This window comes from Arhodomonas sp. KWT2 (assembly GCF_041949875.1).
GTDB classification, from domain to species: Bacteria; Pseudomonadota; Gammaproteobacteria; order Nitrococcales; family Nitrococcaceae; genus Arhodomonas; species Arhodomonas aquaeolei.
The window spans coordinates 13,603-26,733 of the sequence record NZ_JBHFPQ010000041.1 but is presented as its reverse complement, the minus strand read 5'-3'; the positions used below and the strand labels follow the sequence as shown (position 1 = coordinate 26,733).

The window sequence follows — 13,131 nt, the reverse complement described above, 5'->3', positions numbered from 1 at the left end:
GATTGAGGCCAATGCCTGATGCCGGCGTGACCGCGCAGCGCACGGCGGAACACCGCCTGCGCGATGTCCATGTCGAAAAGTTTCGTAACCTCGTTGAGGCGGATCTGCGTCTTGGCAGTCGCTGGACGATCATCGCCGGTGACAACGGCGCCGGCAAGTCCGCGTTGCTGGAGGCAATTTACTGCCTGTCCCGCGGTGAGGGCTTTCGTCCCGGAAACGTCACCCAACTCGTTCGCCACGGAGAAGCGAATTTCCTCGTCCGTGGCGTCATCGCAAGCGACGATACCGTGGTGGGACGGCTCGCGGTTGTTCGGGGCCGTTCAGGATTGCGGTTACGGGTGAATGGGGAGGACGAGCGCTCCATTGCGACATTCGCCCGGCACCTTCCGGTCCTGGTAATCACTACGGAAGGGCAGAGGCTGCTGACGGATGGCCCCGGGGGACGGCGCGCACTGGTTAACTGGGGCGTGTTCCACGTGGAACATCGCTTCGCCGGACTCTGGCAGCAGTACCGGCGCGTGCTCCGCCAGAGGAACCTCGCACTGCGCCGCGGCGACCGCCGCACGGTTCGTGCCTGGGCGCCCAGTCTCACGGACCTGGGTCAGCAGGTCCGTGAGCATCATGAGGCGTATCTCGAACGGCTCCTTCCGTATTGGGAGGCGATCGCGGCGGATTTCCTCCCGACCATGCGCCTCGAATGGCGGTATCATCCCGGTTGGCGTCGTGACGAGACCCTTGCCGAGAGCCTGACACGCCAGTCCGACCAGGAAGAACGGCTGGGCTATACCCTCGCCGGTCCCCACCGCGCCGACTTTCGTCTCCGTGCCGAGGGACACGACGCCCAATACGTCCTCTCCCGCGGGCAACAGAAGCTCGCTGTTATCGCGCTCAAGCTCGCCCAGCTGGAGTTGCAGGGCGGCGAAGGCCCGCAACGGCCGCTGGTACTGGTGGACGATCTCGTGGCGGAGCTCGACGTAAGACACCGCGGCGCCGTACTCGACCGGCTCGCCGCAATGAATATCCAGGCCGTGTTAACGGCGATCGACCCGATGACATTGCCGGCAAGAGTGGCCGGCGACAGCTCCGATGCACGCATGTTCCACGTGGAACAGGGCAATGTGACCGAAGTGGTACAATATCCCGGTTAACCGCAGGAAACGCCCTATGACGACTCAGACCGAATACGACTCGAATCAGATCAAGGTGTTGCGTGGCCTCGACGCTGTGCGGAAACGGCCGGGGATGTACATCGGCGACACCGATGACGGCACCGGCCTCCACCACATGGTCTTCGAGGTGGCCGATAACTCCATTGACGAGGCCCTTGCCGGTTACTGTACCGAGGTCGCCATCGTCATCCACGGCGATAATTCCGTGACGGTCACGGACAACGGGCGCGGTATCCCCGTCGATATCCACACCGAGGAGGGCCGGTCCGCCGCCGAGGTGATCATGACCGTCCTGCACGCCGGGGGGAAGTTCGACAACAACTCCTACAAGGTCTCCGGGGGCCTTCATGGCGTGGGCGTTTCCGTCGTCAATGCCCTCTCCGAGCGCCTGCGGCTGGTCATCAAGAAGAACAGCCAGATTCACGTCCAGGAATACCGCGACGGGGAACCGGTGTCGCCGCTGAAGGTCGTCGGGGAGACGGACGAGCAGGGGACGCAGATCACGTTCCACCCGAGCTCCGAGACGTTCACCAACATCGACTTCAATTACGATATCCTCGCCAAGCGTTTCCGCGAGCTCTCTTTCCTCAACCCCGGGGTGCGGATCGTTCTCAAGGACGAGCGGAACGACAAAGAGGACGTCTTCGAGTACGCCGGCGGCATCCGCGCGTTCGTCGAGCACCTCAACAAGAACAAGCGACCGCTGCATCCGGCGGTGTTTCACCTCTCGACCCAACGTGAGGAGGTCCAGGTCGAGGTGGCGATGCAGTGGAACGACTCCTACCAGGAGTCCATCTTCTGCTTCACGAACAATATCCCCCAGCGTGACGGCGGCACCCACATGGCGGGTTTCCGCGCGGCGCTGACGCGGACGCTCAATGCCTACATGGAGGCCGAGGGCTACACTAAGAAGCTCAAGGTCAACCCCTCCGGTGACGATATCCGTGAGGGGCTTACGGCCGTCGTCTCCGTGAAGGTGCCCGATCCTAAGTTCTCCTCGCAGACCAAGGACAAGCTGGTCTCCTCGGAGGTCAAAGGACCGGTCGAGAGCGCCCTGGCCGAGGCTCTGCACGACTTCCTCTACGAGCACCCGCAGGATGCCAAGGCGATCATCGAAAAGGTCATCGATGCTGCCCGCGCCCGGGACGCCGCCCGCCGTGCACGCGAGATGACCCGGCGCAAGGGCGCCCTGGACGTGGCGGGGCTGCCCGGCAAGCTCGCCGACTGCCAGGAGCGGGATCCGGCCAACTCAGAGATCTATCTGGTCGAGGGCGACTCCGCTGGCGGCTCCGCCAAGCAGGGCCGGGACCGCCGGACCCAGGCGATCCTCCCGCTCAAGGGCAAGATCCTGAACGTCGAGAAGGCGCGTTTCGACAAAATGCTGTCCTCGGCGGAGGTGGGCACGCTGATCACGGCGCTCGGCTGTGGCATCGGCAAGGATGAGTTCGACCCGGACAAGCTCCGCTATCACCGCATCATCATCATGACGGACGCGGACGTCGACGGTTCCCACATCCGCACCCTGCTGCTGACGTTTTTCTATCGGCAGATGCCGGAGCTGGTCGAGCGTGGTCACATCTACATCGCGCAGCCGCCGCTGTACAAGGTCAAGCGCGGCAAGCAGGAGCATTATGTCAAGGATGATCAGGAACTTACGGAATATCTTCTGACTCTTGCGCTGGACAAGGCAAGCCTAGCGCCGGGGGGCAATACGGCCGCGATCACGGGTGAACCCCTCGGCCGGCTCATCCGCCAGTACCTGCGCACGATGGAGATGATCGATCACCTCGGCCGCCGCAGCGACCCGGCGATCCTCCGCGCGATGACGGCGTTACCGCCGCTTTGGGAGGACGATCTGGCCGCCGGGCAGTCGATGGCAGTGTGGTTCGATCAGCTCGTGGAGCGTCTCAACCAGGACCAGCCGACCGGCACGGATTACCGTGTGCAGGTACGCACGGGCACCGAGGGCGGTTTCCAGGACGCGGTCGTCACCAAGCGTATGCACGGCATCTTCTATCCGTACACGTTCCCGGCGCAGTTCTTCCTGTCCCAGGAGTACGAGACGCTGCGCAATCTCAGTGACGCCCTGCAGGGCCTGCTGCAGGCCGACGCCAGCGTGCATCGGGGCGAGCGCCGGAGCGGCGTCGACAGCTTCCAGCAGGCGGTCCAGTGGCTGCTGGACGAGGCCAAGCGCGGTCTGTCGGTCCAGCGCTACAAGGGACTTGGCGAGATGAACCCGGATCAGCTCTGGGAGACCACGATGGATCCGCATACGCGCCGGCTGCTGCAGGTGCGTATCGAGGACGTGGTCGGTGCCGACGGCATTTTCACCACCCTGATGGGGGACCATGTCGAGCCTCGGCGCGACTTCATCGAGCGCAATGCCCTCCAGGTGAGTAACCTGGATATCTGATACCAGCGTTGGTCGGGGCGGTCCCGGCTGTTCCGTCCGCCCATCGCGGGTTGGGAGACGTAAAAAAACCCCGGCGACAGCGCCGGGGTTTTCTTTTTAAATCAAAAAGTTATTCTATTTCTGCGTGTCAGCCGCGCCGTTTCGTGCGTCGTTCAAAGGGCGTGCCGGGATACCCCAGCGCGGACAGCGCGGCGGTCTCCCGCTCGATCCAGGCCTCGACCTCCGTCATGACCTCGTCGGGTTTTCGTCCCGCGGTCTCGATAGGCGGGCCGATACGCAGGCGCACCACGCCTGGACGGATGTGCCAGCCATCCCGGGGCCAGTGCTCGCCGGCGTTGTGGGCCACCGGCGTGATGGTGCTGCCGGTCTCACAGGCGAGGATCGCACCGCCGGCGCGGTAGCGCGCCTTGTGTCCGGCCGGCACCCGCGTCCCCTCCGGGTAGACGATGACCCACTGGCCGTCGGCGAGGCGCGCACTTCCCTTGCGGACCACCTGGCGCACGGCGTCACGCCCTGCCCCCCGGTCGATACCGATGGGCCGCAGCAGGCCGAATGCCCAGCCGAATACCGGCAGCCACAATAGCTCGCGCTTAACCACCCAGGTCTGCGGATAGAACAGCCGAACCAGCGCCACCGTCTCCCAGGCGCTCTGATGTTTGGCCATGACCACGCCGGGCTCCGACGGGATGTTCTCCCGCCCTTCGATCTCCTCGGTGATACCCGCGCTGATGCGCAGCCACACGCGCAGCCACCAGCACCAGCGACTGATGAACCAGTAGCGCCAGCGGAACGGGAGCACCGCCGTGAACAGGCTGAGCAGGCCCCAGAGCACCACCGAGATCACCACGCCACTGCGGAAGATGATCCCCTGAAGGAGGCGGGGAGTGGCCGTTTGATCCGTCATGTGCCGTCACCCGAGGCAATGATCGCCTCCGCTGCCGATGCCAGGTCGTCGAAGACCGGGGCATCGCCGGCCGTGCCCGCGGCGAGTGTCGCCTCGCCCTTGCCCGTACGCACCAGTAGGGGGCGGGCGTCTGCCGCGCGCGCCGCGTCCAGGTCCCGGGCGCTGTCGCCGACGAGGTGAGCCCCGGCGACCGGCCGGCCGAGGCGGCGCGCGACCTGGTGGAGGAGCCCCGGCGCGGGCTTGCGGCAGTCGCAGCCGTCATCCGGGCCGTGGGGGCAGACGAAGATGCCGCGGAGGTCCCCGCCGGCGGTCCGGATCGCCTCCAGCATGCGCGCGTGTATCGCCTCCAGATCCGCCGGCGTGATCAGTCCCCGCGCCACCCCGGACTGATTGGTGCAGACCACCACATCGAACCCGCAGCGGTTGAGCCGGGCTATCGCCTCCAGGCTGCCAGGCAGTGGCTGCCACTGTGCCGCCGTGCGGATGAAGGCCTCGGAGTCGGCGTTGATCACGCCGTCCCGGTCGAGGATCACGAGGTTGGTCACCGTCACGCGCTCCCCGGCAGCTGCGAGACGTCGGCGACGCGGAGGAACGAACCGGACAGCCGGTCCAGCAGTGCGAGGCGGTTGCGGCGTACCGCCTCGTCGTCCGCCATCACCATGACGTGCTCGAAGAACCGGTTGACCGGTCCGTTCAGCCCGGCCAGGTGTTCGAGCGCGGCGGCATAGTCCCCCGCCGCCACCTGCCGCGTGACCACCGTCTCCGCTTCCGCCACGGCCTCGTCCAGCGCCCGTTCCTCGGCCTGTTCGAAGCGGGCCGGATCCGGTGCCGGCAGGGCCCCGTCCGCTTCGCCGGACTTGCGCAGGATGTTGCGGATGCGCTTGTTCGCCTCGGCGAGGCTCGCCGCCTCCGGACGGGCGAGAAATGCCTGACAGGCACGCAGGCGGCGGTCGAAATCGGGGATCCCGGCGGTGGCGTCGGCGCCCCCGGCAACGGCACGCACCGCGGCGAAGACCTCAGCCGGCACGCCGTCGTCGAGGTAGTGCGCCCGCAGCCGTTCCAGGCAGAAATCGATCACTGGTGTTACCTGGGCGTCGCCGTCGAGGCCGCCGGGCAGGTTGTCCGCCGCGGCCGCGAAGACCGCGTGCAACGGCACGTCGTGATTGCCCTCGAGCAGCGAGCGCACCAGGCCGAGCGCGGCACGGCGCAGCCCGAATGGGTCCTTGGCGCCGGTGGGTGCCTTGCCCACCGCGAAGATCCCGACCAGCGTGTCCGCGCGCTCGCACACGGCGAGCAGGCGACCGAGCGCGGAGGCGGCCACCGCATCGCCCGCAGCCCGGGGCTGGTAGACCTCGTCCAGGGCATCGGCGACCGGTGCCGGCTCGCCGTCCTCCCGGGCGTAGTAGCGCCCCATCACGCCCTGGAGCTCGGGGAACTCGTCGACCATCTCGGTGAGGAGATCCGTCTTCGCCAGCCAGGCGGCGCGCTCGGCCTGCGCCGCGTCCGCGCCGAAGGCCGGGGCGAAACGCCGTGCCAGGGCGGCGACGCGGGCGCTCTTGTCATAGAGCGTGCCCAGCGCCTTCTGGAAGACCACGGCGCCGAGGTCGTCCACCCGCTCCGCCAGCGGCGTGCGCCGGTCCTGGTCCCAGAAGAACGCCGCGTCCGCGAGCCGTGGCCGGATCACGCGCTCGTTGCCGGCGACCACCGCGGACGGATCCCGGCTGTCGATGTTGGCCACGGCGATGAAGCGCGGCAGCAGCCGGCCGTCCCCGCCACGGACCGGGAAGTACTTCTGATGCCCCTCCATGCTGGAGACCAGGGCCTCCTCGGGCACCCGCAGGAACGCCTCGTCGAAGCTGCCTGCCAGCGCGACGGGCCATTCCACCAGGGCCGCGACCTCCTCGAGCAGGTCCTCGCGTACCTCGGCGGTGCCGCCGATCCCCCGCGCGGCGGCCTCGACCTGCTCACGGATGTACTCGCGGCGCGCGTCGAAGTCCGCGATCACGTAGCCCGGGTCACGCAGGCGCTCGGCGTAGTTCGCCGCGGTCACCGGGATGGCTGCCGGATGATGGAAGCGGTGGCCGCGGCTCTCGCCACCGCTGGCGAGCTCCAGCACCTCCACCGGCACCACCGTGTCGCCGAGGCGAACCACCAGCCAGTGCACCGGCCGTACGAAGGCCGCGTCGCTGTCGCCCCAGCGCATGCGCTTGGGGATGGGCAGCCGGGCCAGGGCCTGGTCGATGACCTCCGGCAGCAGCGCCGCGGTCTCGCGGCCCGGCTCGATGCCGCGGTAGCCCAGGCGCTCGCCCTTGTCGGTCTCCATGCGCTCGAGCGCCTCCACCGCCACGCCGCAGGAGCGCGCGAAACCCTCCGCCGCCTTGGTGGGATTGCCGTCGGCATCGAAGGCCGCGGCGACCGCGGGACCGGCGCGCTCGATGGTGCGGTCCGGCTGACGTGTGGCCACCGACTCGAGCGTCACCGCCAGCCGGCGCGGGGTCGCGTAGGCGTGGTGTGCACCATGCCCGACGCCCGCCTGGTCCAGCCCCGCCGTGATCTCGTCGGCAAAGCGGGTCATCAGCTCGTGCAGGGCCGTCGGCGGGAGCTCCTCGGTGCCGAGCTCGATGAGCAGGTCCTCTCGCGCGTCAGTCATGCGGAACGATCCTCTGCGGTGTTCGACAGCGGGAAGCCGAGCGCCTCCCGGGTGGCGTAATAGCCCTCGGCGACAGCGCGGGCGAGCGCGCGTACGCGCAGGATGTAGGCTTGGCGCTCGGTGACCGAAATGGCGTGGCGCGCGTCCAGCAGGTTGAACGTATGCGACGCCTTCAGTGCCTGCTCGTAGGCCGGCAGCGGCAGTCCCGCCTCGACCAGACGCTGGCTTTCGCGCTCGCAGGTGTCGAACCAGTGGAACAGGCTCGCGACGTCCGCGTGCTCGAAGTTGTACGCTGACTGCTCGCGCTCGTTCTGCAGGAACACGTCACCGTAGGTCACCGTGCCCGCGGGCCCCTCGGTCCAGATCAGGTCGTAGACGCTGGCCTTGTCCTGGAGGTACATGGCGATGCGTTCCAGCCCGTAGGTGATCTCCCCGGTCACCGGTCGGCAGTCCAGTCCGCCCGCCTGCTGGAAATAGGTGAACTGGGTGATCTCCATGCCGTTGAGCCAGACCTCCCAGCCCAGGCCCCAGGCGCCGAGGGTGGGGGACTCCCAGTTGTCCTCGACGAAGCGGATGTCGTGCACCAGCGGATCAACGCCGAGGGCCTTCAGCGAGCCCAGGTACTGCTCCTGGATGTCCGCCGGCGAGGGCTTGAGCACCACCTGGAACTGGTAGTAATGCTGCAGCCGGTTCGGGTTCTCGCCGTAGCGGCCGTCGGTCGGCCGGCGGGAGGGCTGGACGTAGGCGGCGTTCCAGGGCTCCGGGCCGATCGAGCGCAGGAAGGTCGCCGGGTGGAACGTACCCGCGCCCACCTCCATGTCCAGCGGCTGGAGCACGACGCAGCCGCGTTCCGCCCAGTAGCGCTGGAGTTCCAGGATGAGCTGCTGAAAGGTGATCATTGCGTTGCCGTCCGACTCCGTACGGTGGATGGCCCCGGCGGGGGCCGGGAGAAAATCGCAGAGTATACCGCGGGCTGCGACAGACGGGACAGTGGCGTACGATTGCCGGGACGGGCGCCCCGTGGCCGGTTATGCACCTTTATTGGGCGCACCTGATGGGTGCGTGCCTTATTTTGGTGCAATAGCGTCGATGGCGATCTGCTCTACCCGTCCGCGAACCGCGCCGGAATGCCCTGACTCCGTGGTGGAGCCCTCTGGCATGATTTCTGCTAACTTCACCGCGGGTAAACGTATGCACCATGGAGGCAAGACTATGTCCCGCACCGCCGAGGACGTCCTCAAGCTGATCGAAGACAACGATATCAAGTTCGTCGATCTCCGCTTCACCGACTCGAAGGGCAAGCAGCAGCACGTCACCGTGCCTGCGCACACCATCGAGGAGGATACCTTCGAGTCCGGCAAGATGTTCGACGGCTCCTCCATCTCCGGCTGGAAGGGCATCAACGAGTCCGACATGATCATGCTGCCGGACCCGGAGACCGCGGTGGTCGACCCCTTCTACGAGGAGCCGACGCTCAACCTGGTCTGCGACATCATCGAGCCCAGCACCATGCAGGGCTACGAGCGCGACCCGCGCTCCATCGCCCGTCGCGCCGAGGCCTATCTCCAGTCCACCGGCGTCGGCGACGTGGCCATGTTCGGCCCGGAGAACGAGTTCTTCGTTTTCGACGATGTGCGCTGGGGCGCGGACATGAGCGGCAACTTCTACAAGGTCGACTCCATGGAGGCCCAGTGGAACTCCGAGCGTGTCTATGCTGACGGCAACATGGGCCACCGTCCGGGTGTGAAGGGCGGCTACTTCCCGGTGCCGCCGGTGGACAGCCTCCACGACATGCGTTCGGCCATGTGCCTCGCCCTCGAGGAGATGGGCCAGACCACCGAGGTGCACCACCACGAGGTGGCGACCGCCGGGCAGTGCGAGATCGGCAGCAAGTTCAACACCCTGGTGAAGAAGGCGGACGAGGTCCAGACCCTGAAGTACGTGGTGCACAACGTCGCCCACGCCTTCGGCAAGACCGCCACCTTCATGCCCAAGCCGCTGGTCGGCGATAATGGCAACGGCATGCACGTCCACCAGTCGATCGCCAAGACCGGTGAGGCCCTGTTCGCCGGCGACCAGTACGGTGGCCTCTCCGAGACCGCGCTGTACTACATCGGCGGCATCATCAAGCATGCCAAGGCGATCAACGCCTTCGCCAACGCCTCGACCAACAGTTACAAGCGCCTGGTCCCGGGCTTCGAGGCGCCGGTGCTGCTGGCGTATTCGGCGCGTAACCGCTCCGCGTCCGTGCGCATCCCGTGGGTCTCGAACCCCAAGGCGCGGCGTGTGGAGATCCGCTTCCCGGACAGCACCGCCAACCCGTACCTCGCCTTCGCGGCGATGCTCATGGCCGGCCTCGACGGGATCGAGAACAAGATCCACCCCGGCGACGCCATGGACAAGGACCTCTACGACCTGCCCCCCGAGGAGGAGGCCGAGATCCCGAAGGTGGCGTTCTCCTTCGAGGAGGCGCTGGACGCGCTCGACAAGGACCGCGCGTTCCTCACCAAGGGCGGCGTGTTCACCGACGACGCCATCGACGGCTACCTCGAGCTCAAGGGCGAGGAGGTCCAGCAGCTGCGCATGACCACGCACCCGGTGGAGTTCGATCTCTACTACAGCGTGTAACCGCGACTGCCCGAGCGGCGGGCCGTCCCTGCGGCCCGCCGCTGTCCCGCCGGACGCCGCCGTGGGTGGCGCGCCGGGGGCCAAAGCCGCTACATTGGCGCCATGAGCGTACCAACCGTCTCCCGCCTGACCGTTCTCTGTCTGTTCGCCATCCTCGTGGCGGCGGTCGCGGCGCCTGCCGCAGCCGACGTCTATCGCTGGGTGGACGACCAGGGCCAGGTCCATTTCAGCGACGAGCCCCACGACGGTGCCGAGCCCGTCGACGTCGGCGAGCCCACGGTTGTCGATTCGCTGCCAGCCCCCCAGGGGACGGGTCCGAAGGACGACGCGGACCGCGGCGGGGACGACAGCGATTCCGGCACGGGTGACGGCGCGGCGGCACAGACACAATGGCGCATTGCCATCGCCGCCCCGTCGGACGAGGCCACCGTGCGGGACAACCAGGGCAAGCTCCAGCTCGTGCTCGACGTACGTCCCCGTCTCTCCGAGGATCAGCGGATCCTGATCCTGGTCGACGGCAGTCCCTACCGGCAGGGGCCGTTCACCGTCACCGATATCACCCTTTCCGGGCTCGACCGGGGCGCCCACGAGCTCCAGGCGCTGCTCCGCGACGACAGCGGGCGCGTGCTCGCACGCAGCGCGACGGTCACCGTCTACCTGCACCAGGCCTCCCGGCTGTTCCGTAACCGCTGAGCGGTGCGCCTTATTCGGGGGCACTGCCCTTGAATACCCCATCGGGGCGCACCATTATAGTGCATACACCCACCGCCTGTGCGCCCTGCCCCCCGCTATGCATGCGTCTGCGCCGGTCGGCGCGGTTTTTGCTATCCCCTTCCATGGACCCGTATCGGGGCAGACAGGGACATGCATGGAGATCAAAGTGGCGCAGGAGCCCATCGTCGAGTACCTCACCACGGCCATCGTGGTGCTCGATGCCGGCAATCGCATCGTTGACATCAATCCGGCGGCTGAAAGCCTGCTGCGTATCAGTGCACGCCAGATCCGCGGGATGGGCGTGGACGAGGCGCTGCCCGGGCTGAACGGCATCGCCGAGGCCCTCTCCCGGGCCCGTGAGCGCGGCACCAGCTTCACGGACCGCGAGCACCAGATCGCGCTCGCCGGTGAGCTGGTGACCCTGGACTGTTCCGTGACCCCGCTGCCCGACGGCGGCTTGCTGCTGGAGCTCGCCCAGCTCGACCGCCACCTGCGCATCAGCCGCGAGCATCAGCTGATCTCCCAGAACCGGGCGATCCGCGAGCTGATCCGGGGGCTCGCCCACGAGATCAAGAATCCGCTCGGCGGCCTGCGCGGCGCCGCCCAGCTGCTCCGGCGCCAGCTCGACGACGACGCACTGCGCGAGTACACGGACGTCATCATCAGTGAGGCCGATCGCCTGCGCGGCCTGGTCGACGGCCTGCTCGGACCCAATACCCAGGCCCAGCGCAGCCCGGTGAACATCCACGAGATCCTCGAGCGTGTGCGTCACCTCGCCAGTGCCGAGGCGCCGGAGGGCGTGACCTTCGTGCGCGACTACGACCCGTCAATCCCGCCGCTGGACGCCGCCCGCGACCAGCTCCTGCAGGCGCTGCTCAACCTGGTGCGCAACGCGCTCCAGGCGGTCGGCGACCACGGCCAGATCACCCTGCGCACCCGCACCCAGCGGCGCTTCACCATCGGTGATGTCCCCCATCGGCTGGTGGTGCGCGTGGACATTATCGACAACGGTCCGGGCATCCCCCCGGACCTCATCGAGCGCATCTTCTACCCCATGATCACTTCCCGGCCCGAGGGGACCGGGATCGGTCTGCCCATCGCCCAGAACCTGGTGGCCCAGCACGGCGGGCTCATCGAGTGCTCCAGCGTGCCCGGGCGCACCGAGTTCACCGTATGGCTGCCCCTGGAGGACGCCGAATGAGTGCCGCCGAACGCATCTGGATCGCCGACGACGATCGCTCCATACGCTGGGTCCTCGCCCGTGCGCTGGAGGCCGACGGCCTCGCCGCGGAGGGCTATGCCAGCGCCGAGGAGGTCCTCGCCGCGCTCGAGCACCGTCGCCCGGACGTGATCGTCACCGACATCCGGATGCCCGGCATGGATGGCCTGGCACTGCTGGAGCGCCTGCGCGGCGTCGCCCCCGAGGTGCCCGTGATCGTGATCACCGCGCACAGCGACCTGGACGCCGCGGTCTCCTCGTACGAGGGCGGGGCCTTCGAGTACCTGCCCAAGCCCTTCGACGTCGAGGAGGCGGTGGAGCTCGTCCGCCGCGCCCTCGCCGCCGCCCGCGAACGTGCCCCGAGGGCGGACGACGCCGGGCCGGTGCCGGAGATTATCGGCGAGGCGCCGGCGATGCAGGAGGTCTTCCGCGCCATCGGCCGGCTGTCGCGCTCGCATATCACGGTCCTCATCAACGGCGAGTCCGGGACCGGCAAGGAGCTGGTCGCCCGCGCCCTGCACCGGCACAGCCCGCGCGCGGACAAGCCCTTTATCGCCCTGAACATGGCCGCCATCCCCCGCGACCTCATGGAGTCCGAGCTCTTCGGTCACGAGCGCGGCGCCTTCACCGGTGCCCACCAGCAGCGCCGCGGGCGCTTCGAGCAGGCGGACGGGGGCACGCTGTTCCTCGACGAGATCGGCGACATGCCCGCCGAGCTGCAGACGCGGCTGCTGCGGGTCCTCGCCGACGGCGAGTTCTACCGTGTGGGTGCCCACACCCCCATGCACGTGGACGTGCGCATCATCGCCGCGACCCACCAGAACCTGGAGCGCCTGGTCGAACAGGGGCGATTCCGCGAAGACCTCTTCCATCGCCTCAACGTGATCCGGCTGCACGTGCCGGCGCTGCGCGAGCGCGCCGCCGACGTCCCCTCTCTCGCGCGTCATTTCCTCGCCCGCAGCGCGCGCGAGCTCAACGTCGAGCCCAAGGTCCTGACCCCCGCCGTCGAGCGGCGGCTCGCCGCTCTGCCCTGGCCCGGCAACGTGCGCGAGCTGGAGAACACCTGCCGCTGGCTGACCGTGATGGCCAGCGGCCGCGAGATCCATGAAGAGGACCTGCCCCGCGACCTCAACGAGGAGAGCGTGGCCGAGACCGCCGGCGGCCAGTACGGCAGCTGGGAGGAGGCGCTCACCGCTTGGGCCCGGACGGTGGCCACCGGCCCCGAGCCGGAGGCGCTCGCCCAGGCCCACGACCGCTTCGAGCAGGTCATGATCCGCGCCGCGCTGGAGCACACCGCCGGCCACCGCCAGGAGGCCGCACGGCTGCTGGGCTGGGGCCGCAATACCCTGACCCGCAAGATCAAGGAGCACGGCCTGGAACTCTAGGGAAACGCTGAGCCCCTTCCCGCGGTCGGGTCCCGGCGTCTGCGCGGCG

10 protein-coding genes are annotated in these 13,131 nt (G+C 68.0%); 6 read left to right on the top strand and 4 right to left on the bottom strand.

The window, feature by feature from the left end; translation table 11 throughout:
- The first annotated feature begins 11 nt into the window (after positions 1-11).
- Both recF and gyrB read left to right on the top strand, forming a co-directional pair.
- Positions 12-1,148 (top strand): DNA replication/repair protein RecF, encoded by a 1,137-nt coding sequence (gene recF, locus ACEZHJ_RS08625; protein ID WP_163139114.1) that lies wholly within the window; start codon positions 12-14, stop codon positions 1,146-1,148.
- Positions 1,149-1,164: 16 nt separating this feature from the next.
- Entirely contained in the window at positions 1,165-3,582 is a 2,418-nt protein-coding gene (gene gyrB, locus ACEZHJ_RS08620) for a DNA topoisomerase (ATP-hydrolyzing) subunit B (protein WP_163139115.1), read from the top strand.
- Positions 3,583-3,709: 127 nt separating this feature from the next.
- Here gyrB and ACEZHJ_RS08615 read toward each other — a convergent pair whose 3' ends face one another.
- From ACEZHJ_RS08615 to glyQ, 4 genes are read right to left on the bottom strand one after another with little or no spacing between them, the layout of a single operon-like run.
- Positions 3,710-4,486, bottom strand: coding sequence for a 1-acyl-sn-glycerol-3-phosphate acyltransferase (locus ACEZHJ_RS08615; protein ID WP_163139116.1), 777 nt, complete (start codon positions 4,484-4,486; stop codon positions 3,710-3,712).
- The gene (gene gmhB / locus ACEZHJ_RS08610; protein WP_240466102.1) at positions 4,483-5,031 is read right to left on the bottom strand and encodes a D-glycero-beta-D-manno-heptose 1,7-bisphosphate 7-phosphatase; all 549 of its coding nucleotides are present in this window, start codon (positions 5,029-5,031) and stop codon (positions 4,483-4,485) included. The genes ACEZHJ_RS08615 and gmhB overlap by 4 nt, the downstream gene beginning before the upstream one ends.
- Before the next feature lie 2 nt (positions 5,032-5,033).
- Positions 5,034-7,136 carry a glycine--tRNA ligase subunit beta gene (gene glyS, locus ACEZHJ_RS08605; RefSeq protein WP_163139118.1) on the bottom strand — a complete coding sequence of 701 codons (2,103 nt, stop codon included), beginning with the start codon at positions 7,134-7,136 and terminating at the stop codon, positions 5,034-5,036.
- Entirely contained in the window at positions 7,133-8,035 is a 903-nt protein-coding gene (glyQ, locus tag ACEZHJ_RS08600) for a glycine--tRNA ligase subunit alpha (RefSeq protein ID WP_163139119.1), read from the bottom strand. The genes glyS and glyQ overlap by 4 nt, the downstream gene beginning before the upstream one ends.
- A gap of 313 nt (positions 8,036-8,348) precedes the next feature.
- Here glyQ and glnA point away from each other — a divergent pair, with 313 nt between their 5' ends.
- The 4 genes from glnA to ntrC all read left to right on the top strand — a co-directional run bounded on the left by glnA (position 8,349) and on the right by ntrC (position 13,082).
- Positions 8,349-9,764, top strand: a complete 1,416-nt coding sequence (gene glnA, locus ACEZHJ_RS08595) for a glutamate--ammonia ligase (protein WP_163139120.1) — start codon at positions 8,349-8,351, stop codon at positions 9,762-9,764.
- 102 nt (positions 9,765-9,866) lie between these two features.
- Positions 9,867-10,457 (top strand): DUF4124 domain-containing protein, encoded by a 591-nt coding sequence (locus tag ACEZHJ_RS08590; protein ID WP_163139121.1) that lies wholly within the window; start codon positions 9,867-9,869, stop codon positions 10,455-10,457.
- A gap of 175 nt (positions 10,458-10,632) precedes the next feature.
- The gene (gene glnL, locus ACEZHJ_RS08585; protein ID WP_163139122.1) at positions 10,633-11,679 is read left to right on the top strand and encodes a nitrogen regulation protein NR(II); all 1,047 of its coding nucleotides are present in this window, start codon (positions 10,633-10,635) and stop codon (positions 11,677-11,679) included.
- Positions 11,676-13,082: a nitrogen regulation protein NR(I) gene (ntrC, locus tag ACEZHJ_RS08580; RefSeq protein ID WP_018717438.1), complete on the top strand. Its 1,407-nt coding sequence runs from the start codon at positions 11,676-11,678 to the stop codon at positions 13,080-13,082. The genes glnL and ntrC overlap by 4 nt, the downstream gene beginning before the upstream one ends.
- Positions 13,083-13,131 lie beyond the last annotated feature (49 nt).

Excerpts from the sequence above, each read along its gene's own strand:
- recF (WP_163139114.1), top strand. The coding sequence starts at position 12 with ATGCCTGATGCCGGCGTGACCGCGCAGCGCACGGCGGAACACCGCCTG.
- gyrB (WP_163139115.1), top strand. The coding sequence starts at position 1,165 with ATGACGACTCAGACCGAATACGACTCGAATCAGATCAAGGTGTTGCGT.
- ACEZHJ_RS08615 (WP_163139116.1), bottom strand. The coding sequence starts at position 4,486 with ATGACGGATCAAACGGCCACTCCCCGCCTCCTTCAGGGGATCATCTTC.
- glyS (WP_163139118.1), bottom strand. The coding sequence starts at position 7,136 with ATGACTGACGCGCGAGAGGACCTGCTCATCGAGCTCGGCACCGAGGAG.
- glyQ (WP_163139119.1), bottom strand. The coding sequence starts at position 8,035 with ATGATCACCTTTCAGCAGCTCATCCTGGAACTCCAGCGCTACTGGGCG.
- glnA (WP_163139120.1), top strand. The coding sequence starts at position 8,349 with ATGTCCCGCACCGCCGAGGACGTCCTCAAGCTGATCGAAGACAACGAT.
- ACEZHJ_RS08590 (WP_163139121.1), top strand. The coding sequence starts at position 9,867 with ATGAGCGTACCAACCGTCTCCCGCCTGACCGTTCTCTGTCTGTTCGCC.
- glnL (WP_163139122.1), top strand. The coding sequence starts at position 10,633 with ATGGAGATCAAAGTGGCGCAGGAGCCCATCGTCGAGTACCTCACCACG.
- ntrC (WP_018717438.1), top strand. The coding sequence starts at position 11,676 with ATGAGTGCCGCCGAACGCATCTGGATCGCCGACGACGATCGCTCCATA.